18 protein-coding genes are annotated in these 18239 nt (G+C 75.0%); 13 read left to right on the top strand and 5 right to left on the bottom strand.

Going from position 1 to position 18239, the window contains the following annotated elements; all coding sequences use genetic code 11:
* Positions 1 to 84: 84 nt before the first annotated feature.
* Positions 85 to 1878, bottom strand: a complete 1794-nt coding sequence (locus tag ASF50_RS11420) for an AMP-dependent synthetase/ligase (protein ID WP_056904546.1) — start codon at positions 1876 to 1878, stop codon at positions 85 to 87.
* A gap of 298 nt (positions 1879 to 2176) precedes the next feature.
* Here ASF50_RS11420 and ASF50_RS11415 point away from each other — a divergent pair, with 298 nt between their 5' ends.
* Genes ASF50_RS11415 through ASF50_RS11395 form a run of 5 tightly spaced genes read left to right on the top strand, consistent with a single transcriptional unit; the run spans position 2177 to position 6475 of the window.
* A complete protein-coding gene (locus tag ASF50_RS11415; RefSeq protein ID WP_056862471.1) occupies positions 2177 to 2617 on the top strand; it encodes an SRPBCC family protein in 441 nt (146 codons plus the stop codon).
* 13 nt (positions 2618 to 2630) lie between these two features.
* A complete protein-coding gene (locus ASF50_RS11410; RefSeq protein ID WP_056904545.1) occupies positions 2631 to 3839 on the top strand; it encodes an ArsA family ATPase in 1209 nt (402 codons plus the stop codon).
* Positions 3836 to 4549, top strand: coding sequence for a hypothetical protein (locus tag ASF50_RS11405; protein ID WP_056904544.1), 714 nt, complete (start codon positions 3836 to 3838; stop codon positions 4547 to 4549). Before ASF50_RS11410 ends, ASF50_RS11405 begins: the two co-directional genes overlap by 4 nt.
* Positions 4546 to 5487 (top strand): ROK family glucokinase, encoded by a 942-nt coding sequence (locus ASF50_RS11400; protein WP_056862474.1) that lies wholly within the window; start codon positions 4546 to 4548, stop codon positions 5485 to 5487. The genes ASF50_RS11405 and ASF50_RS11400 overlap by 4 nt, the downstream gene beginning before the upstream one ends.
* 1 nt (position 5488) lies before the next feature.
* The gene (locus ASF50_RS11395) at positions 5489 to 6475 is read left to right on the top strand and encodes an ROK family protein (protein WP_235557645.1); all 987 of its coding nucleotides are present in this window, start codon (positions 5489 to 5491) and stop codon (positions 6473 to 6475) included.
* 33 nt (positions 6476 to 6508) lie between these two features.
* Here ASF50_RS11395 and ASF50_RS11390 read toward each other — a convergent pair whose 3' ends face one another.
* Both ASF50_RS11390 and ASF50_RS11385 read right to left on the bottom strand, forming a co-directional pair.
* Positions 6509 to 7018 (bottom strand): hypothetical protein, encoded by a 510-nt coding sequence (locus ASF50_RS11390; RefSeq protein ID WP_056904543.1) that lies wholly within the window; start codon positions 7016 to 7018, stop codon positions 6509 to 6511.
* 18 nt (positions 7019 to 7036) lie between these two features.
* The gene (locus ASF50_RS11385) at positions 7037 to 7831 is read right to left on the bottom strand and encodes an alpha/beta hydrolase (protein ID WP_082503221.1); all 795 of its coding nucleotides are present in this window, start codon (positions 7829 to 7831) and stop codon (positions 7037 to 7039) included.
* A 113-nt stretch (positions 7832 to 7944) separates the two neighbouring features.
* Between ASF50_RS11385 and ASF50_RS11380 the strand changes: the two genes are divergently transcribed.
* The 5 genes from ASF50_RS11380 (at position 7945) to ASF50_RS11360 (ending at position 12147) form a co-directional block, all read left to right on the top strand.
* On the top strand, positions 7945 to 8706 hold the full coding sequence (locus tag ASF50_RS11380) for a lysophospholipid acyltransferase family protein (protein WP_056904542.1): 762 nt from the start codon (positions 7945 to 7947) through the stop codon (positions 8704 to 8706).
* 19 nt (positions 8707 to 8725) lie between these two features.
* Positions 8726 to 9910, top strand: a complete 1185-nt coding sequence (macS, locus tag ASF50_RS11375) for a MacS family sensor histidine kinase (protein ID WP_056904541.1) — start codon at positions 8726 to 8728, stop codon at positions 9908 to 9910.
* Positions 9907 to 10413, top strand: a complete 507-nt coding sequence (locus ASF50_RS11370; protein ID WP_056904540.1) for a flavin reductase family protein — start codon at positions 9907 to 9909, stop codon at positions 10411 to 10413. The genes macS and ASF50_RS11370 overlap by 4 nt, the downstream gene beginning before the upstream one ends.
* Positions 10414 to 10482: 69 nt before the next feature.
* Positions 10483 to 11145 carry a response regulator gene (locus tag ASF50_RS11365; RefSeq protein WP_056904539.1) on the top strand — a complete coding sequence of 221 codons (663 nt, stop codon included), beginning with the start codon at positions 10483 to 10485 and terminating at the stop codon, positions 11143 to 11145.
* Between the two features lie 102 nt (positions 11146 to 11247).
* Positions 11248 to 12147 carry a hypothetical protein gene (locus ASF50_RS11360; RefSeq protein WP_056904538.1) on the top strand — a complete coding sequence of 300 codons (900 nt, stop codon included), beginning with the start codon at positions 11248 to 11250 and terminating at the stop codon, positions 12145 to 12147.
* On the opposite strand, the gene ASF50_RS11355 is transcribed toward ASF50_RS11360, so the two are convergent.
* Positions 12125 to 12940 (bottom strand): FGGY family carbohydrate kinase, encoded by an 816-nt coding sequence (locus ASF50_RS11355; RefSeq protein ID WP_056904537.1) that lies wholly within the window; start codon positions 12938 to 12940, stop codon positions 12125 to 12127. The two genes, ASF50_RS11360 and ASF50_RS11355, sit on opposite strands and share 23 nt — an antisense overlap.
* 48 nt (positions 12941 to 12988) lie before the next feature.
* Positions 12989 to 13810 (bottom strand): DUF1028 domain-containing protein, encoded by an 822-nt coding sequence (locus ASF50_RS11350; protein ID WP_056904536.1) that lies wholly within the window; start codon positions 13808 to 13810, stop codon positions 12989 to 12991.
* 338 nt (positions 13811 to 14148) lie between these two features.
* Here ASF50_RS11350 and ASF50_RS11345 point away from each other — a divergent pair, with 338 nt between their 5' ends.
* The 3 genes from ASF50_RS11345 to ASF50_RS11335 all read left to right on the top strand — a co-directional run bounded on the left by ASF50_RS11345 (position 14149) and on the right by ASF50_RS11335 (position 18180).
* Entirely contained in the window at positions 14149 to 15177 is a 1029-nt protein-coding gene (locus ASF50_RS11345) for a 6-phosphofructokinase (RefSeq protein WP_056904535.1), read from the top strand.
* 106 nt (positions 15178 to 15283) lie between these two features.
* Positions 15284 to 16738: an APC family permease gene (locus ASF50_RS11340; RefSeq protein ID WP_156697698.1), complete on the top strand. Its 1455-nt coding sequence runs from the start codon at positions 15284 to 15286 to the stop codon at positions 16736 to 16738.
* Between the two features lie 104 nt (positions 16739 to 16842).
* On the top strand, positions 16843 to 18180 hold the full coding sequence (locus ASF50_RS11335; protein WP_056862484.1) for a class II 3-deoxy-7-phosphoheptulonate synthase: 1338 nt from the start codon (positions 16843 to 16845) through the stop codon (positions 18178 to 18180).
* Positions 18181 to 18239: the final 59 nt, after the last annotated feature.

The raw sequence follows: 18239 nt of genomic DNA, 5'->3' as shown, positions 1-18239 counted from the left end.
TGCGTCCGATGGCCCGCTGCCGAGGGGGGGGCGAGACCCGGGGAAGGAGGGAACCCCGGCCCTGAGCCGCGCTGCTCGGATGCGTCAGGAGTAGAGCGCCTCCACCTCGGCGCGCAGCTCGCGCATGACGACGTTGCGCTTGAGCTTGAGGCTCGGGGTGAGCTGGCCGCCCTCCTCGGTCCACTCCTCGGTGAGCACGCGGAACTTGCGGATCGACTCCGCCTTCGAGACCGCCTTGTTGGCCTCCTCGACGCCGGCCTCGATCTCCGCCTGGAGGTCGGGGTCGTCGACGAGCGCCCCGACACCGCCGGACTTGCCGTGGGTCTGGGCCCAGGCGGCCAGCGACTCGGGGTCGAGGGTGACGAGGGCGCCGATGAAGGGCTGGCCGTCGCCGACCACGATGCACTGGTCGACCAGGGGGTGGGCCCGCAGCCGGTCCTCCAGCACCGCGGGAGCGACGTTCTTGCCGCCGGCGGTCACCAGGATCTCCTTCTTGCGCCCGGTGATCCGCACGAAGCCCTCGTCGTCGACCTCGCCGACGTCGCCGGTGTGGAACCAGCCGTCGCGCTCGAGCGACTCGGCGGTGGCGGCCTCGTTGCGCCAGTAGCCGGCGAACACCTGGCCGCCCCGGAAGAGCAGCTCGCCGTCGTCGGCCACGCGCACGGCCGTGCCGGGCAGCGGGCGACCCACCGTGCCGATCTTGGCGGCGTCGGGCAGGTTGACGGTGAGCGCCGCGGTGGTCTCGGTGAGGCCGTAGCCCTCGAGCACGGTGAGGCCGATCCCGCGGTAGAAGTGGCCCAGCCGCTCGCCCAGCGGCGCCCCGCCCGACACGGCGTGGGTGCACTCCCCGCCGAGGGCGGCCCGCAGCTTGGCGTAGACGAGCCGGGAGAAGACGGCGTGGCGGGCCTTGACCGCCAGCGACGGGCGGCCCCTGTCGAGGCCGCGGGAGTAGGCGATGGCGGTCTCGGCGGCCTTGTCGAAGATCGCGCCGCGGCCGTCGGCGGCCGCCTTCTGCGAGGCGGTGTTGAAGACCTTCTCGAAGACGCGGGGCACGGCGAGGATGAAGGTGGGGCGGAAGACCTGGAGGTCGTCGAGCAGGTGCGTGATGTCGGCGCTGTGGCCCAGCCGGGTGCGCGACTTGACCGCGCCGACCTGGATGATCCGGGCGAAGACGTGGGCCAGCGGCAGGAACAGCAGGGTCGAGGCGCCCTCGGCCTCGAAGAGCCGCTCCAGCTCGTCGACGGCCACGCCCAGCTCGAACATGAAGTTGCCGTGGGTGAGCATGCAGCCCTTGGGCCGCCCGGTGGTGCCGGAGGTGTAGATCAGGGTGGCCAGGTCCAGCGGCGTCGCCGCCGTACGTCGTGCCTCCAGCTCGGCGTCGGTGACGTCGCCGCCGAGGCGGGTGAGCACGTCGACGGCGTTGTCGGTGATCGACCAGACGTGGACGAGGTCCTCCAGGTCGCGGCGCACGGCGCTCACGCGGGCGACGTGGGCGCTGGTCTCCGCCACGACCGCGCGGGCCCCGGAGTCGTGCAGGATCCAGGCGACCTGCTCCTCGGAGGAGGTCTCGTAGACCGGCACGGTGACGGCGCCGGCGAACCAGATCGCGTAGTCGAGCAGGGTCCACTCGTAGCGGGTCTTGGAGATCAGCGCGACGCGGTCGCCGGCCTCGATCCCGGCGGCGACCAGGCCCTTGGCGACGCCGCGCACCTCGGCGAGGAACGTGGCCGCGGTGACGTCGGCCCACCCCGACCCGTCGGGGGCGGGCCGGCTGAAGACGACCGCGTCGGGGGCCTCGGCGGCGTTGCGCACGACGTCGTCGGTGAGGTTGCCGGTCGCGGGGACCTCGATGGTCAGGGGCGTGGAGAACTCACGCACGGTGCCTCCTGTGGGGTGCTGGCGGGGGTCCGGAGCGGATCCGGAGCGGGCGGTCGTCGGCCGTCCGGGCGCGACCGCGAGGAGGTCGGTCCCGGCGCAGGTTACCGCTGGGGGCGGCAGGCGCGGCATCCGGTACGCTCGCGAATCGACCTGCCCCCGTCACTGGCGTGCGCCGCGGCGGACCTGCCAGGTCGACGTGCGGCCGCCGGGTCGCCCGGATCCCACCCGGCCGAGGCGCCCGCCACCGGCCGAGCCCCAGACCAAGCCGCAAGAACGCCGTAGGAACAAGGAGGCTCGCGTGGCCGAGCAGACCACGTCGTCGATCGTGATCGACGCCGCGCCGGCCGACGTCATGGCGGTGATCGCCGACTTCCCGTCGTACCCCGCCTGGGCCAAGGGCGTGAAGACGGTCGAGGTCGTCGAGCCCGGCAGCGGCGACCGGGCCGCGCAGGTCTTCTTCGTCCTCGACGTCGCCCCGATCAAGGACGAGTACACCCTGGCCTACACCTGGTCGGGCGACCGCGAGGTCACCTGGACCCTGGTCGAGGGCAAGATGCTGCGCTCCCTCGACGGTGCCTACACCCTGCGTGCCCTGCCCGGCGGATCCACCGAGGTCACCTACCGCCTCGCGCTCGACGTCACCATCCCGCTCATCGGCATGCTCAAGCGCCGCGGCGAGAAGATCCTCATCGACACGGCGCTGAAGGGCTTGAAGAAGCGCGTCGAGTCGATCGCCTGACCGGGACGCACCAGTGCGCATCGTGCTGTTCACCGGCAAGGGCGGCGTGGGCAAGTCGACCGTCGCCGCCGGCACGGCCGCCCGTGCCGCGGCCGAGGGTCACCGCACCCTGCTGCTCTCCACCGACGGCGCCCACTCGCTGGCCGACGCCTTCGGTGTGGCGGTGGGCAGCGAGCCGACCGAGGTCGCGCCGCACCTGAGCGTGCAGCAGGTCGACGCGCAGCTGCGCTTCCAGCAGTCCTGGGTGGAGGTGCAGGGCTACCTGCTCTCCGTGCTCGACCGCGCCGGCGTCGACGCGGTCACCGCCGAGGAGCTCACCGTGGTGCCCGGCGCGGAGGAGGTCCTGGCGCTGCTCGAGCTGCGCACCCAGGCCCTCACCGGCGAGTGGGACGTCGTGGTCGTCGACTGCGCGCCCACCGCCGAGACCCTGCGGCTGCTGGCCCTGCCGGAGGCGCTGGGGTGGTACGTCGAGCGCGCGCTGCCCGCCGACCGGCGCCTGGTGCGCGCGCTGCGCCCCGTGCTGACCCGCGCGGCGGGCGTGCCGCTGCCCGCCGACTCCGTGCTGGGCGCGCTGGAGCGGCTGCACGCCGACCTGGTCGAGGTGCAGGCGCTGCTCTCGGGGCCCGAGGCCAGCGTGCGCCTCGTGCTGACCCCCGAGCAGGTGGTCGTCGCCGAGGCCCGTCGCCTCCACACCACCCTGTCGCTCTTCGGCTACCGCGTCGACGGCGTCGTGGCCAACCGCGTCTTCCCGGCCGGCGGCTCCGACGACTGGCGTGCCGGCTGGGTGCTCGCCCAGGACGACGTGCTGGCCGGCGTCCAGGAGTCCTTCGCGGGCCTCCCGGTGTGGCGCGCGGCTTACCGCGCGCAGGAGCCGGTCGGCCTCGAGGCGCTGCGCGGCCTGGCCGAGGAGCTCTACGCCGGGGACGACCCGCTCGCCGCGCCCACGGGGGCCGGCCCCTTCCGCATCACCCGCAGCAGCGACGGCGCCGTCCTGCGCCTGGCCCTGCCCGGCGCCACCCGCTCGGAGGTCGACCTGGCCCGCACCGCCGACGACCTGGTCGTGACCGTGGGGTCCTACCGCCGCCTGCTCACCCTGCCCACCGCCCTCGCGCGCCTCGACCTCGTCGGCGCCGGTGTGGTCGACGGGGAGCTGCAGGTGCGCTTCGCCGGGGCTCCCGCCGCGGCCGTGGACGTGCCCCCGCGACGGGAGCGCACGTCGTGACCGGGCCGGAGGAGCAGCCGCCGGGCGCTGCGGGCGAGCCGGACGCGCGCAGCGGGTCCGGTGAGGACGTGGGCGACGTGGGCGACGTGGCCGAGGAGGCCGCGAAGCTCATGGGCGCCCTCGCCGACTGGGCCCGCGACCAGGGCCCCGGCCTCGGCGCGGGCCTGGGCGCAGGACTGGGCGCAGGGCTGGGGTCGGGCCTCGGCGCCGGCCTCTCGGGGCTGGCCGAGCAGGTGGCCGAGCAGGCCGCCCGCGTCGGCGAGCACGTGCACCGCGGTCTCCAGGACAACCTCGCCACGGGCGCCCCCGAGTGCGCCTGGTGCCCGGTCTGCCGTGCCGTCGCCGCGGTGCGCCAGCTCAGCCCGGAAGTGCGTGCCCACCTCACCTCCGCGGCCTCCTCCCTCGTGCAGGCCGCCGCCGGGGTCCTGGCCACCCAGGTGCCCGACGACGCCGGCCCCCGCACCACGGGGGCCGACCGCTCGGAGGCCGACCCGACCGGGGCCGCGGCCGAGCGGCGCACGTCCCGGGTGCAGCACATCGACCTCGACGACGACCCGCCCGACCCGCCCGACCCGGCCCGGCCCCCGCGGGCCGAGCAGCAGCAGGACCAGAACCCGCACAACCAGACCCCGCACGACCAGACCCCGCACGACCAGACCCCGCACGACCAGACCCGGCACCAGACCCAGCACCTCCAGGAGGACCAGTGACGCTCACGTGCGGCATCGACGTCGGCGGCACCAAGATCGCGGGAGGCGTGGTCGACGAGGACGGCAGCATCCTGGAGGAGCTGCGCGTGGTCTCCCCGGCCTCCGACGAGGAGGCCATCGAGCTGGCCATCGCCGGGCTGGTGACCGAGCTGCGCAGCCGCCACGACATCACCCGCGTGGGCGTCGGCGCCGCGGGCTACGTCGACAAGTCGCGCGCGGTGGTGATGTTCGCGCCGAACATCGCCTGGCGCCACGTCGACCTCAAGGCGGAGCTGGAGGCGCGCGTGGACCTGCCGGTGGTGATCGAGAACGACGCCAACGCCGCGGCCTGGGGCGAGTTCCGCTTCGGTGCGGGCCACGACGTCGACGACCTGCTGCTCGTCACCGTCGGCACCGGCGTCGGCGGCGGGCTGGTGCTCGACGGCCACCTGCGGCGCGGTGCCTTCGGTGTCGGCGCCGAGATCGGCCACATGCGGGTCGTGCCGGGCGGGCACCTGTGCGGCTGCGGCAACTACGGCTGCTTCGAGCAGTACGCCAGCGGCTCGGCGCTGGTGCGCGAGACCCGCGGCGCCGCCGCGGGGGGCTCGCTGCTGGCGCGCACCCTGCTCGACCGCGCCGGCGGGGCGGCCGAGGCGATCACCGGCCCCCTCATCACCGAGGCCGCGCGCGAGGGCGACCCCTTCGCCGTGGAGCAGCTGGCCGACCTCGGTCGCTGGCTCGGGGAGGGCATCGCCTCGCTCACCGCCGTGCTCGACCCGGCCGTGGTGGTGATCGGCGGCGGGGTCAGCGAGGCCGGCGAGCTGTTGCTGGGCCCGATCCGCCAGGCCTTCGCGGCCAACCTCACCGGGCGCGGGCACCGCCCCAGCCTGGAGATCCGCAAGGCCCGCCTGGGCAACCGCGCGGGCCTCATCGGCGCCGCCGACCTCGCGCGCTACTGACGTGGCCCCGCCCCACGAGACGGTGTCGCGCGACGGCGCCGGGCTGTTCATCGGCGTCGACGTCGGCGGCACCAAGGTGCTCGCCGCCGAGGTCGCCCCCGACGACTCCCTGCCGCGCATCGCCCGCCGCTCCACCCCGGGCCGCCGCGTCGAGGTGGGTCTGGTGGAGACCGCCCTGGACGAGGCCGTGCGCGAGGTGGCCGACGGACGACCGGTCGCGGGGGTGGGCCTGGCCGCGGCCGGCTTCGTCGACGCGGCGGGGGAGCGGGTGATGTTCGCCCCGCACCTGCCCTGGCGCGGCGAGGACGTGCGCGCCCGGCTGGCCGCGCGCTGGGAGACCGTGGTCGCCCTCGACAACGACGCCAACTGCGCCGCGCTGGCCGAGTGCGTGGCCGGCTCCGCCCGGGGCGCCTCGGAGGCCCTGGTGGTCACGATGGGCACCGGGATCGGGGGTGCGGTCGTGCTGGGCGGGCGGGTGCACCGCGGCACCAACGGCATGGCCGGCGAGTTCGGCCACGCGCAGGTCGTGCCCGACGGTGCGCCGTGCGAGTGCGGGGGCCGGGGCTGCTGGGAGCAGTACTCCAGCGGCAATGCCCTGGTCCGCTTCGCCCGCGACCGCCTCGGCCACGAGCCCACGGTGCTCGAGGAGATGTGCGGCGGCGTGCCGGAGCGGCTGCTCGGCCCGATGGTCACCGAGGCCGCCGAGCACGGCGACCTGCTGGCCCGGCAGGCCTTCGCGTCGGTCGGCGACTGGCTCGGTGTCGGCCTGGCCAACCTCGTGGCCGCCTTCGACCCCGAGGTCGTCGTGGTCGGCGGCGGGGTCTCGGCCGCGGGCGACCGGCTGCTCGAGCCGGCCCGCTCCGCGCTGGCCCGGTCGCTGGTCGGCGCCGCCCACCGCCGCGTGCCTCCGGTGCTGCGGGCCCGCTTCGGCCCCGAGGCCGGTGTCGTCGGTGCGGCGTACCTGGCGCGCGGGGCCGCCGGAGGCTGAGGCCGTCCGGGTGCCGGCGCCCGCGGGTGGGGCTCAGACCTGGGCGCCGTCGTCCCAGGGGTCGCGGGGCTCGCGGGGCATGCGGGCCACGAGGTAGAGGAACCCGCCGATGAAGGCGGCCACCAGCAGCAGCAGCACCCAGCCGGGGAACCCGACGCCGAGCACGGTGGAGAGCAGGAGCAGGGCCACCACGACCACGGGGGCGCCGAGCACACCGACCCACGCCGCCAGGCGGTCGAGCGGCGGGCGGTCCACCGGCGGGGGCTCCGGCGGCACGAAGCGGTCCTCCGGGGTCAGCGCGAACGGGTCGCGGGGTCCCTCGACGGGGGTCTCGGGCTCCAGGCGCCACCGGCCCACGCGCTCGGCGGGAGGCTCCGGTGCGTCACCGGGGCCGGCCGCGGCGTGGTCGTGGCGCGGCCCCGCCCCCGGGAGGTCGTCGGGGTCGAGCTCGGGGCGGTCGCCGTAGTTGTCGACGATCGCGCGCCAGGCGGCGTCGTGGGGGTCGGTCGACCCGTCCTCGGCGTCGTGGGGTTCACGCTGCACCCGGCCCACGGTACGCGGTCAGCGGGCGGGCGCGGTCACCCGCTCGAGGAAGCGCAGCGTCTCCTCCACGATCCGCTGGGCGTCGTTGTCGAGCGTGGCGACGTGGTAGCTGTCCTCGAGCCGGACCAGCGTGCGGTCGGGCGAGGAGATCCGGTCCATCACGAGCGGCTCGGTGGAGTCGTCGACGACGTGGTCGACGGTGGAGCGCAGGTAGAGCAGCGGGACCGAGATGCGGGGCAGGTCGGCCACGACCCCCGGCCAGGCGCGCATCATCGAGTGGGCCGCCTTGAGCGGCGTGCGGTGGTAGCCGTGCTCGTCGGTGCCGGGTCGCTTGATGTCGTTGACGATGCCGGGGAAGGACGGCACGACGTGCTTGAGCACGGGCAGCAGCCTGACGTCGAGACGCTTCGTCGCCAGCGCGGGGTTGACCACGACGACGCCGGCCACCCGGGGGTCGTCGGCGTGGTCGGCGGCCAGGCGCAGCACCAGCGCCCCGCCCATGGAGAGCCCGGCGAGCATGACGGCGTCGCAGCGCGCGGCCAGCTCCTCCAGGGTCTCCTCGAGCGCGTCGCGCCACTGCGACCAGCCGACGGTGTTGAGGTCCTGCCACGACGTGCCGTGCCCGGGCAGGCGCGGCACCTCGACGGCGTAGCCGCGGGCTGCGAGCCGCTCGCCCCACGGTCGCATCGAGGCGGGGGAGCCGGTGAACCCGTGGCTGAGCAGCACCCCCACCCGGCGCCCGCCGGTGAGCTCCGGTCGCGCGGGGATCGAGAGCGGCTGCGCCTGCGGGTGGACCTGCGGCTGGGTCTCCATGGCGGCGATCATGCCCTAGTCTTCGCCTGGCGACCCGGGCCGACGGCCCCTCCAGCTGATCGGCGCTGGCGGTCGTGGTGTGACAGGCGTGCGAGGTCGGGGAGGGTGTCTCGGTGTTCTACTGGTTCCTCAAGTGGGTCGCGATCGGCCCCCTGCTCCGGGTCGTCTTCCGCCCCCAGACCTTCGGCGCCGACAACGTGCCCCCCGAGGGCCCGGCCATCCTGGCCAGCAACCACCTCTCCTACGCCGACTGGCTCTTCATGCCGCTGACCCTGCCGCGGCGGGTGACCTTCGTGGCCAAGGCGGAGTACTTCACCGGCACCGGCCTCAAGGGCTGGCTGCAGAAGACGTTCTTCTCCGGATCCGGCCAGGTCCCCATCGACCGCACCAGCGGCGACGCGGCGGCGGGCGCGCTGGCGTCGGCCAAGCGGGTGCTCGGCGAGGGCGGGCTCTTCGGGATCTACCCCGAGGGCACGCGCTCCCACGACGGCCGGCTCTACCGCGGCAAGACCGGTGTGGCCCGCCTCGCGCTCGAGACCGGGGTGCCGGTGGTCCCGGTCGCCGTCGTCGGCACCGACGTCGTGGCGCCGCCGGGCAAGAAGTTCGGCTCGTTCACCCGACCGATCGTGCGCTTCGGCCGCCCCCTGGACTTCTCGCGCTACGAGGGCCTCGAGAACGACCGCTACATCCTGCGCTCGGTCACCGACGAGATCATGTACGAGATCATGCGGCTCTCCGAGAAGGAGTACGTCGACATGTACGCCACCCGCGCCAAGGACCTGGCCAAGGAGCAGGCCAAGGACCTGGCCAAGGAGCAGGCGAGGGCGCGCGCGGAGGAGAAGGCCGCCGAGGACTCCCGGCGCCAGGCCTCCTGAGACCGGTGGGCTGAGACCGGTGGGTCCTGCGAGCGCGGCCGCGCGGGCGGTCGAGGACCGGCTGTTCCGGGCGCTCGCCGTGCTGCGGGTGGTGGTGCTGGCCAACGCGGTCGGGCTCAACCTCTACCGCGCGGAGAACTTCCAGCACCCGCGGTGGGCCGCGGCGGCGGTCGTCGCCATGGTCGTGTGGACCGGCGTGGCGCTCGCGGCGTACGCCGTGGTCCGGCGGCGCACGGCGCTGCTGCTCGTGGCCGACCTCGGGCTCGCGGTGGGCTCGCTGGCGGTGACGCCGCTGCTCAAGGGCGACGGGTTCAGCGCGTCGCTGCCCGGCTTCTGGGTGATGGGTGCCCTGCTGGCCTGGGCGGTCCACTGGCGCTGGGCCGGCGGCCTGGTCGCCGGGCTGGTGCTGGGCGGCACCGACCTGCTGGTGCGCGAGGACCTCACGCAGAACAACTACGGCAACGTCTTCCTGCTCGTCATCGGCGGCCCGATCGTGGGCTACATGTGCGGCTCGCTGCAGGAGATGGCCACCGAGCGCGACCTCGCCCAGCGCGCGGCCGCGGCCGCGGCCGAGCGCGTGCGCCTGGCGCGCGCCGTGCACGACGGCGTGCTCCAGGTGCTCGCGCTCGTGCAGCGCCGCGGTCGCGAGCTGGGGGGCGACGGCGCGCAGCTGGCCCGGCTCGCCGGGGAGCAGGAGGCGGCGCTGCGCCGGCTCGTGCAGGAGGAGGCCTCCCTGGGGCGCGGTGGTGACGGGAGCGACGGGGCCGACGGGGCGGTGCCGGGCTCCGCTGGCCCCGTGACCGTCGACCTCGCGGTCGCCCTGGCCCGCTTCGAGCAGCGGGCGGGTGTGACCGTGGTGGTGCCGGCCGAGCCGGTGCTGCTGCCCGGTCACGTCGCCGGTGAGGTCGCCGCGGCGGTGGGAGCCTGCCTCGACAACGTGGCGCGCCACGTCGGCGAGGGGGCCCCGGCCTGGGTGCTGCTCGACGACCTCGGCACCCGGGTGGAGGTCTCGGTGCGCGACGAGGGCCCGGGCATCGCCCCCGGCCGGCTGGCGAGCGCCGAGGCCGAGGGCAGGATGGGGGTGAGCGGCTCCGTCGTCGGCCGGATGGTCGACCTGGGCGGCACCGCCACGCTCAGCACCGGCGCGCACGGCACCGAGTGGGAGCTCGTCGTACGTCGCGACGCGGCGCAGGAGAACGCATGACCATCCACGACACCCATCCCTTCGCCGACCCCGATCCCGACCCCGTACGCCGCCTCCGCGGCCGCACCGGCGGCGCGGTCTCGCTGTGGACCACGGGCGCCGGGCCCGCGCGCGCCGGGCTCACCGTCAGCTCGTTCCTGGTGGCCGGGGGCGAGCCCGCCCGCGTGCTCGGGCTGGTCGACCCCGACTCCGACCTCGCCGACTCCGTCGACGTGGGCGACGCCCTCGTGGTGCAGCTGCTGGCCTGGGGCCACCGCGACCTGGCCGACCAGTTCGCCGGCACGGCGCCCGCGCCCGGAGGGCCCTTCCGGCAGGCGGCCTTCACCGAGACCGCCTGGGGGCCGCGGCTGGCCGACGTCACCACGTGGGCCGGGGTGCGGCTGGTCGCGGCGGAGCCGGCCGGCTGGTCGCGGCTGCTGACCTGCCTGGTCGAGCACGTCGAGGTGGGCGACGACGTCGAGCCGCTCGGCCACCGCCGGGGGCGCTACTCGCGGCTGGGCTGACCCTCGCGGCCCGGGGGACCCGCGGCCGACCACGCGTCAGGGCCCGCCGACCTGGGTAGGGTCCGGGCCATGGCGGAGCGAGCGGTGCGGGTGATGGTGGTCGACGACCACCCGATGTGGCGCGACGCGGTCGAGCGCGACCTGCAGGCGGCTGGCTTCGACGTGGTCGCGGTGGCCGGCACCGGGGCGGAGGCGATCGCCCGCTTCCCGGCCGCGCGCCCGCAGGTCGTGGTGCTCGACCTGCGCATCCCGGAGCCCGACGGGGTGGAGGTCACCGCCCGGGTGCTGCGCCACGACCCGTCGGCGCGCGTGCTGATCCTCTCGGCCTCCGGCGAGCAGGCCGACGTGCTCGAGGCGGTGAAGGCGGGGGCCACCGGCTACCTCGTGAAGTCGGCGTCGCGCGAGGAGCTGCTCGAGGCCGTTCGTCGGGTGGCGCGCGGCGACTCGGTCTTCACCCCCGGCCTGGCCGGACTGGTGCTGGGGGAGTTCCGGCGCATGGCCGAGGGGCCCGCCGCGCCCGACCCCTCCCGCGACGCGCTGACCGACCGCGAGACCGAGGTGCTGCGCATGGTCGCCAAGGGGCTGTCCTACAAGCAGATCGCCGAGCGCCTCGTCCTCAGCCACCGCACGGTGCAGAACCACGTGCAGAACACCCTGCGCAAGCTGCAGATGCACAACCGGGTCGAGCTGACCCGCTACGCCATCGAGCAGGGCCTCGACGACGACGGCTGAGCGACCCGTCCGCCGCGGGCCCGCGCCCCGGGCCGCACGCCGGCGACGTCGCGGCCCCGGTGCCCGTGGGAGCCCCCGCGGGCCCCGCCCTATGCTCGCCGGATGGCAGACCCGGTGCTCGAGCTCGCCGACGAGCTCTACGCGCTGCCGCCCGGTGACTTCACCGCCGCGCGGGACGCCCGGGCCAGGGCCCACAAGGGCACCGACCTCGCCGCCGCGCTCAAGGCGCTGCGCAAGCCGTCGACGGCGGCCTGGGTGGTCAACCTCCTGGTGCGTCGCGAGGCCGCCCAGGTCGACCAGGTGCTCAGCGTGGGCTCGGCCCTGCGCGAGGCCCAGGCCGGCATGTCGGCCGACCAGCTGCGGGCCCTCACGCGTCAGCGCCGCCAGCTCACGGCGGCGGTGACCCAGCAGGCGCGGTCCCTGGCCGCCGAGGCGGGGGTGCGGGTGACGCAGGCCGTGGCCGACCAGGTGGAGGCCACGCTCACCGCCGCCGTGCTCGACGAGCGCTGCGGGGCCGCCGTGCGCAGCGGCCTGCTCGTGGGCCCGCTCGCCAGCACCGGCGTCGACGAGGTCGACGTGGCCGCGGCCCTCGCACTGCCGGCGGCGCTCGGCCACGCGGCCGCACCGCGCAAGGCCGCGCCGACGCCGCGACCCGAGCTGCGCGTCGTGCCCGACCCGGAGGCCGACGCGAAGGCCCTGGCCTCGGCCCAGGAGAGCCTCGAGGCGGCCGAGGAGGCGCTGGCGGCGGCGACCGGCGAGCACGAGCAGGCGCAGGCCCACGTGCAGGAGCTCGAGGCCCGCTCGATGCAGCTGCAGGCCGACCTCGACGAGCTGCGTCGCCGCGTGGCCGAGACCGAGGCGCGCGCCGAGCAGGTCGACGACGAGCTCGACGACGCCGAGGACGCCCGCGGCGAGGCGGCCGGCGCCCTCGAGGCCGCACGTGCCGAGCGCGACGCGGCCGCGGCCGCCCGCGACCGGCTCAGGCCGGCGCGAGCGCGCTGACCGGCACGGCCAGCCCGGCGAACGTGCGGGGGTCGGTGCGACCCCAGGCGCCGACCCGCAGGTCGGGTCGGTGGTCGGGCCGGGCGTCGGTCCGGGGAGTCGGCGCGTGCGCGGGCGACGTGGCCTCGACCAGCTCGGGCAGCGCGTCGAGCGGCACGCCGAAGAGGGCGCACAGCTCCTCCGACCAGCCCTCGGCACCCAGCAGCAGCGTCGGCCGGGCGTGGGCGGCGTCGGTGACGTGCTCGAGCCCGCGCGTCATCCGGGCGACGAGGTAGGACTCCACCCCGCCGACGGCGTAGCGGCCGTCCTCCACCAGCGCCCACGTGTGCGGCTCGTGCTCGGCCAGCCAGCGCAGGCGCGGGCCGGCGACCCGGTGGTCCAGCGGCTGGTCGGCGAGCAGCTCGACGTGCGCCGCGGCCCCTTCCGCGCGCAGCTGCTCGCACAGCCCCGTCGTACGACGGTCGCCTGCGGTGATCGCGGGCCGGGGCGCGCCGAGAGTCTCGCGGTCCCAGACCAGCAGCGTGTGGGGGTCGCCGCCGACGGCGACCTCGCCGACCGTCCAGCCCTCGGGCAGCGCCGCGCCCACCTCGGCGACGGCGCTCAGCGTGCCCTGCCAGACCTCCTCGGGGGAGGTCTCGACCTGGTCGGGCGCCGGCCGGTGGTGGCGCAGGGTGAGCGCGGAGGTGGCGATGGTCGCGCCGTTGGGCGCGAGGCCGGCCACGTGGACGGCGGTGGAGGTCACCCGCACGGCCAGCCGCACGCCCGCGCCCTCCGCGGTGGTCGGGCCGCTCATGCCCGGGTCACGGGCCCGGCGCCCACGCGCCCGGGCCGCCGGCGGCGCTCACGCGCCGGTCGAGCGCACGATGTCGAGCACCCGCCGGTCGATCCAGGCCAGCTCGGGGTCGACCCGCATCTCGTAGTTTTCGGTGCCGACCCAGGCGTGGAAGTCGCGCTGGCCCTGGGCCGCGGCGAAGGCGGCGAGCTCGGCCTCGAGCTCGGGCGTGACCGGCACCTTCTCCTCCTCGGTCGAGGCGGTGAGGTAGAGGTCGTTGAGGTCGAGCAGCCGGGCCAGCTCGGCCAGCGGGTCGACGTGGTCGTCGACGCGCAGGTCCACGGCGATGTCGTCGAGCCCGCCGTAGCCGGCGCCGTCGCTCACCACGAGCAGCGCCGCCGACTGCCGGCCGCGCTTGTCGCCGCCCGCGTCGTCGCCGGCCGCGAGGGCGGCGAGCAGGCGCCGCGCCAGGGGAGCCTCGGCGGGGGAGCCCTCCCAGGCCGTGCGCATGGCCTCGACCACGTGCTCCCCGGCGAGCACGTTGCCCTGGATCGCGAAGCCCTCGCCCGTCGCGCCGCCGGCCCAGTCGAGGCACGCGGGGCCGGTGTGGCTGGCCGCGCCGCCGTCGACGTCGACGATGCCGACCTGGCGGTGGTCGCGGCCCGGGTCCTCCTCGAGCAGCCGCTGCAGGGCGACCTCCGCGGTGGCGCCGTCGTCGAGGTGGGAGAGGGCCATGCCCTTGTAGGCGACGTTGGCGTCGGCCTGGGTCGCGAGGGCGCCGACCTGGGCCACGGCGGCCGGCACGGCCGCACCGACCGCGAGGAACTTGGAGGCCACCGCCACGCCCCAGGACTCACCGTCGGCGGAGCGGGCCACGATCGAGAAGGTCATGGCGCGACCCTAGGACACGCCCGCCCCGCCCCGGCCCACCCCGGCGGCTCCACCCCGGCCCACCCGCCCGCCACCCGCCCGCCACCCGCCCGCCACCCGCCCGCCACCCAGCCCGCCACCCAGCCCGCCACCCAGCCCGCCACCCGGCCCGCCACCCGGCCCGCCACCCGGCCCGCCACCCCGGCGGCCCGACGCCGACCCGCTCGGGCGGTGGACAGCACCTGGCCCGACCGTGTGACCGCCACTACAGTCGGGCCCGCCCGCTTCGAACGATCCAAGCCGTCGGCCGGGCCGACCACCGACCACGGCCCTCCCGGGTCACGAGGACAGGAGCGCAGATGCGCGTCGGAGTACTCACCGGAGGCGGGGACTGCCCCGGTCTCAACGCCGTCATCCGCGCGGTCGTGCGGCGCGGCACGCGCGACCACGGCTTCGAGTTCGTCGGCTACCGCGACGGGTGGAAGGGCCCGCTCGAGGGGCTGACCATGCCGCTGGGCGTCGAGCAGTGCCGCGGCATCCTGCCCCGCGGCGGCACCATCCTGGGCTCCAGCCGCACCAACCCGTTCTCGATCGAGGGCGGCGTGGAGCGGATCAAGGACAACCTCGCCGCCGACGGCGTCGACGCCCTCGTCGCGATCGGTGGCGAGGACACCCTCGGGGTCGCCACCAAGCTGGCCGACCTGGGCGTCAAGGTCGTGGGGGTGCCCAAGACGATCGACAACGACCTCTCGGGCACCGACTTCACCTTCGGGTTCGACACCGCGGTCAACATCGCCACCGAGGCCATCGACCGCCTCCACACCACCGCGGAGTCCCACCACCGCGTGCTCGTCGTCGAGGTCATGGGCCGCCACGCCGGCTGGATCGCGCTGCACGCCGGCATCGCCGGCGGTGCCAGCGCCGTGCTCATCCCCGAGCAGCCCTTCGACATCGCCGCGGTCTGCGCCCACGTCGAGACCCGCTTCGAGAGCGAGTACGCCCCCATCGTGGTCGTCTCCGAGGGAGCGGTGCCCGCCGACGGCTCGGGCATGACCCTGGCCTCGGGGGAGAAGGACGCCTTCGGCCACGTTCGCCTCGGCGGCATCGGCGACCGGCTGGCCTCCGAGATCGAGCACCGCACCGGCAAGGAGGCCCGCGCGGTGGTGCTCGGCCACGTGCAGCGCGGCGGCACGCCCACGGCCTTCGACCGCTGGCTGGCCACCCGCTTCGGCCTCCAGGCCGTCGACGCGGTCGCCGACGGCGACTTCGGCACGATGATGGCCCTGCGCGGCACCCGCATCGACCGGGTGCCGCTGGCCGAGGGCACCGCCGAGCTCAAGCTGGTCTCTGCGGAGGAGTACGCCGAGGCCGAGGTGTTCTTCGGCTGAGCCCCGGGCCCGCCGGGAAGGCCTCCTGCCGCGGGGCGAGTAGCCAACGACCCCCCGCCTGGGGTTGGGTAGGCCCACTCGCACGCATCCACCAGGAGGCACCCTGATGAGCACCCACGAGACCGCCGCGGTGGAGACACCCGGGTCCGAGCCCACCCTGAAGCGGGTGATGGGCCCCAAGCTGCTGCTGCTGTTCATCGTCGGCGACATCCTCGGCGCCGGCGTCTACGCCGTGACCGGCCAGATGGCCGGCATCGTCGGCGGCGTCGTCTGGCTGCCGTTCCTGGTCGCGTTCGTCGTCGCGACGCTCACGGCGCTGTCCTACCTCGAGCTGGTCACGAAGTACCCCCAGGCCGCCGGCGCCGCGCTCTACACGCACAAGGCCTTCGGCATCCACTTCGTCACCTTCCTCGTGGCCTTCGCGGTGATCTGCTCGGGCATCACCAGCGCCTCCACCTCGGCCAACGTCCTGGCCCAGAACCTCCTGGCCGGGCTCGACGGCATCGGGCTGGAGACCGGGCTCTCGACCACCGGCACCACGATCATCGCCATGCTCTTCATGGGCCTGCTGGCCGCGATCAACCTGCGCGGGGTCGGCGAGAGCGTGAAGTTCAACGTCGTGCTCACGCTGGTGGAGATGACCGCGCTGGCCATCGTCATCGGCGTCGGCTTCTACGCCATGGCCCAGGGCGAGGGCGACATCAGCCAGATCACGACCTTCGAGTCGCCCGAGGACAAGGGCCTCTTCCTCGCCGTCACCGCGGCCACCTCGGTGGCCTTCTTCGCGATGGTCGGCTTCGAGGACTCCGTCAACATGGTCGAGGAGACCAAGGAGCCCGAGCGGATCTTCCCGAAGATGATGCTCACCGGCCTCGGCATCGCGGTCATCTTCTACATGCTGGTGGCCATCGCGGTGGTCACGGTGCTCACCCCCGACGAGCTCGCGGTCATCAACGAGTCCGAGGGCCGCGCGCTGCTCGAGGTGGTCGGCAAGGGCGCCCCCGACTTCCCGATCGACAAGGTCTTCCCGTTCCTGGCCGTCTTCGCCGTCGCCAACACCGCGCTCATCAACATGCTCATGGCCAGCCGCCTGGTCTACGGCATGGCCCGTCAGGACGTCCTGCCCCGCAGCCTCGGCAAGGTCTCCCCGAACCGCCGCTCGCCCTACGTCGGCATCATCTTCACCACGCTCATCGCCGTGGCCCTGATCTGGTACGTCGCGACGCAGTCGGACTCGAGCATCGTCGCCGCGCTGTCCGGCACGACCTCGCTGCTGCTGCTCGGCGTCTTCACCATCGTCAACGTGGCCTGCCTGATCCTGCGCCGCGACGACAAGCAGGGCACGGGCTTCTTCCGCTCCCCGGGCGTCACCCCGGCCGTGGCCGCGGTGCTCTGCGCCTTCCTCATCGGCCCGTGGGTCGACCGCGACGTCCTGCAGTACCAGATCGCGCTCGTGCTGCTGCTCATCGGCGTGGCGCTGTGGCTGCTCACCTGGTTCGTCAACCGCGGGGTGCGCGCCAAGCGCACCGGCTTCCGCGACATCGAGCACCTCGAGGACTAGAGGCTCCGCCGCGTCGCGCGCACCGTCCGGCACGACCCCGTCCGCATCGCGGGCGGGGTCGCGCTGTTTCGGGGCGCGAGCGGACCCGGCCGTACCCTTGGCCGGTGAGCACCATCCCCGACCTCGCCACCCTGCACGCCCTCGGCCCGGCCCAGCAGCCGACCTACCCCGACCAGGCGGCCGTTGACTCCGCCGTCGCGCAGCTGCGCACGATGCCGCCGCTGGTCTTCGCCGGCGAGTGCGACGAGCTGAAGGGCAAGCTGGCCGCGGTCGCGCGCGGCGAGGCCTTCCTGCTCCAGGGCGGCGACTGCGCCGAGACCCTCGCCGGGGTCACCGCCGACAACGTGCGCAACAAGCTGCGCGTGCTGCTGCAGATGGCGGTCGTGCTCACCTACGCGGCCTCGGTGCCGGTCGTGAAGGTCGGCCGCCTGGCCGGTCAGTACGCCAAGCCGCGCTCCTCCGACCTCGAGACCCGCGAGGGCGTGACCCTGCCGGCCTACCGCGGCGACGCGGTCAACGGCTTCGAGTTCACCCCCGAGGCCCGCGTGCCCGACCCGCAGCGCCTGGTCGACGTCTACAACGCCTCCGCCGCGACCCTCAACCTCGTGCGCGCCTTCACCACCGGCGGCTACGCCGACCTGCGCCAGGTCCACACCTGGAACACCGACTTCGTGCGCGAGTCGCCGGTCGGCCAGCGCTACGAGGAGATGGCCGGCGAGATCGAGCGCGCGCTCACCTTCATGCAGGCCATCGGGGCCGACCCCGACGAGTTCCACCGCGTCGACTTCCACTCCAGCCACGAGGCGCTGGTGCTGGAGTACGAGCACGCGATGACGCGCATCGACTCGCGCACCGACGCGCCGTACGACGTCTCGGGCCACTTCGTCTGGATCGGCGAGCGCACCCGCCAGCTCGACAACGCCCACGTGGAGCTGCTCAGCCGCATCCGCAACCCCATCGGCGTCAAGCTCGGCCCCACCACCACCCCCGACGACGCGATCGCCCTGGCCGCCAAGCTCAACCCCCACAACGAGGCCGGCCGGCTCACCTTCATCACCCGCTTCGGCGCGGGGAGGATCCGCGACGGTCTGCCGCCGCTGGTGGAGAAGGTCAAGGCCGCGGGCCTGGAGGTCGCCTGGGTCTGCGACCCGATGCACGGCAACACCTTCGAGGCCTCCTCGGGCTACAAGACCCGCCGTTTCGACGACGTCATCGACGAGGTCCAGGGCTTCTTCGACGTGCACCGCTCGCTCGGCACCTGGCCCGGCGGCGTCCACGTCGAGCTCACCGGCGACGACGTCACCGAGTGCGTCGGCGGCGGCGAGGAGCTCACCGACATGGACCTCTCCTCGCGCTACGAGTCGGTCTGCGACCCGCGCCTCAACCGCGTGCAGTCCCTCGAGCTGGCCTTCCTCGTCGCCGAGATGCTGCGCAAGGCCTGATCAAGACACGAGGGCGCCCGGGCACGTCGCCGGGCCGCTGTCGTTGCTCGCCCCGCGAC

Origin of the sequence: Nocardioides sp. Leaf307 (genome assembly GCF_001423135.1) — a bacterium.
GTDB classification, from domain to species: domain Bacteria; phylum Actinomycetota; class Actinomycetes; order Propionibacteriales; family Nocardioidaceae; genus Nocardioides; species Nocardioides kribbensis.
Note: the sequence above shows the minus strand (reverse complement) of the source record. Positions and strands in the feature narration are given on the sequence as shown.

Coding starts and splice junctions, on each gene's coding strand:
- ASF50_RS11345 (WP_056904535.1), top strand. CDS start 14,149: ATGCGCGTCGGAGTACTCACCGGAGGCGGGGACTGCCCCGGTCTCAAC.
- ASF50_RS11340 (WP_156697698.1), top strand. CDS start 15,284: ATGAGCACCCACGAGACCGCCGCGGTGGAGACACCCGGGTCCGAGCCC.
- ASF50_RS11360 (WP_056904538.1), top strand. CDS start 11,248: ATGGCAGACCCGGTGCTCGAGCTCGCCGACGAGCTCTACGCGCTGCCG.
- ASF50_RS11365 (WP_056904539.1), top strand. CDS start 10,483: ATGGCGGAGCGAGCGGTGCGGGTGATGGTGGTCGACGACCACCCGATG.
- ASF50_RS11370 (WP_056904540.1), top strand. CDS start 9,907: ATGACCATCCACGACACCCATCCCTTCGCCGACCCCGATCCCGACCCC.
- ASF50_RS11355 (WP_056904537.1), bottom strand. CDS start 12,940: ATGAGCGGCCCGACCACCGCGGAGGGCGCGGGCGTGCGGCTGGCCGTG.
- ASF50_RS11350 (WP_056904536.1), bottom strand. CDS start 13,810: ATGACCTTCTCGATCGTGGCCCGCTCCGCCGACGGTGAGTCCTGGGGC.
- ASF50_RS11385 (WP_082503221.1), bottom strand. CDS start 7,831: ATGGAGACCCAGCCGCAGGTCCACCCGCAGGCGCAGCCGCTCTCGATC.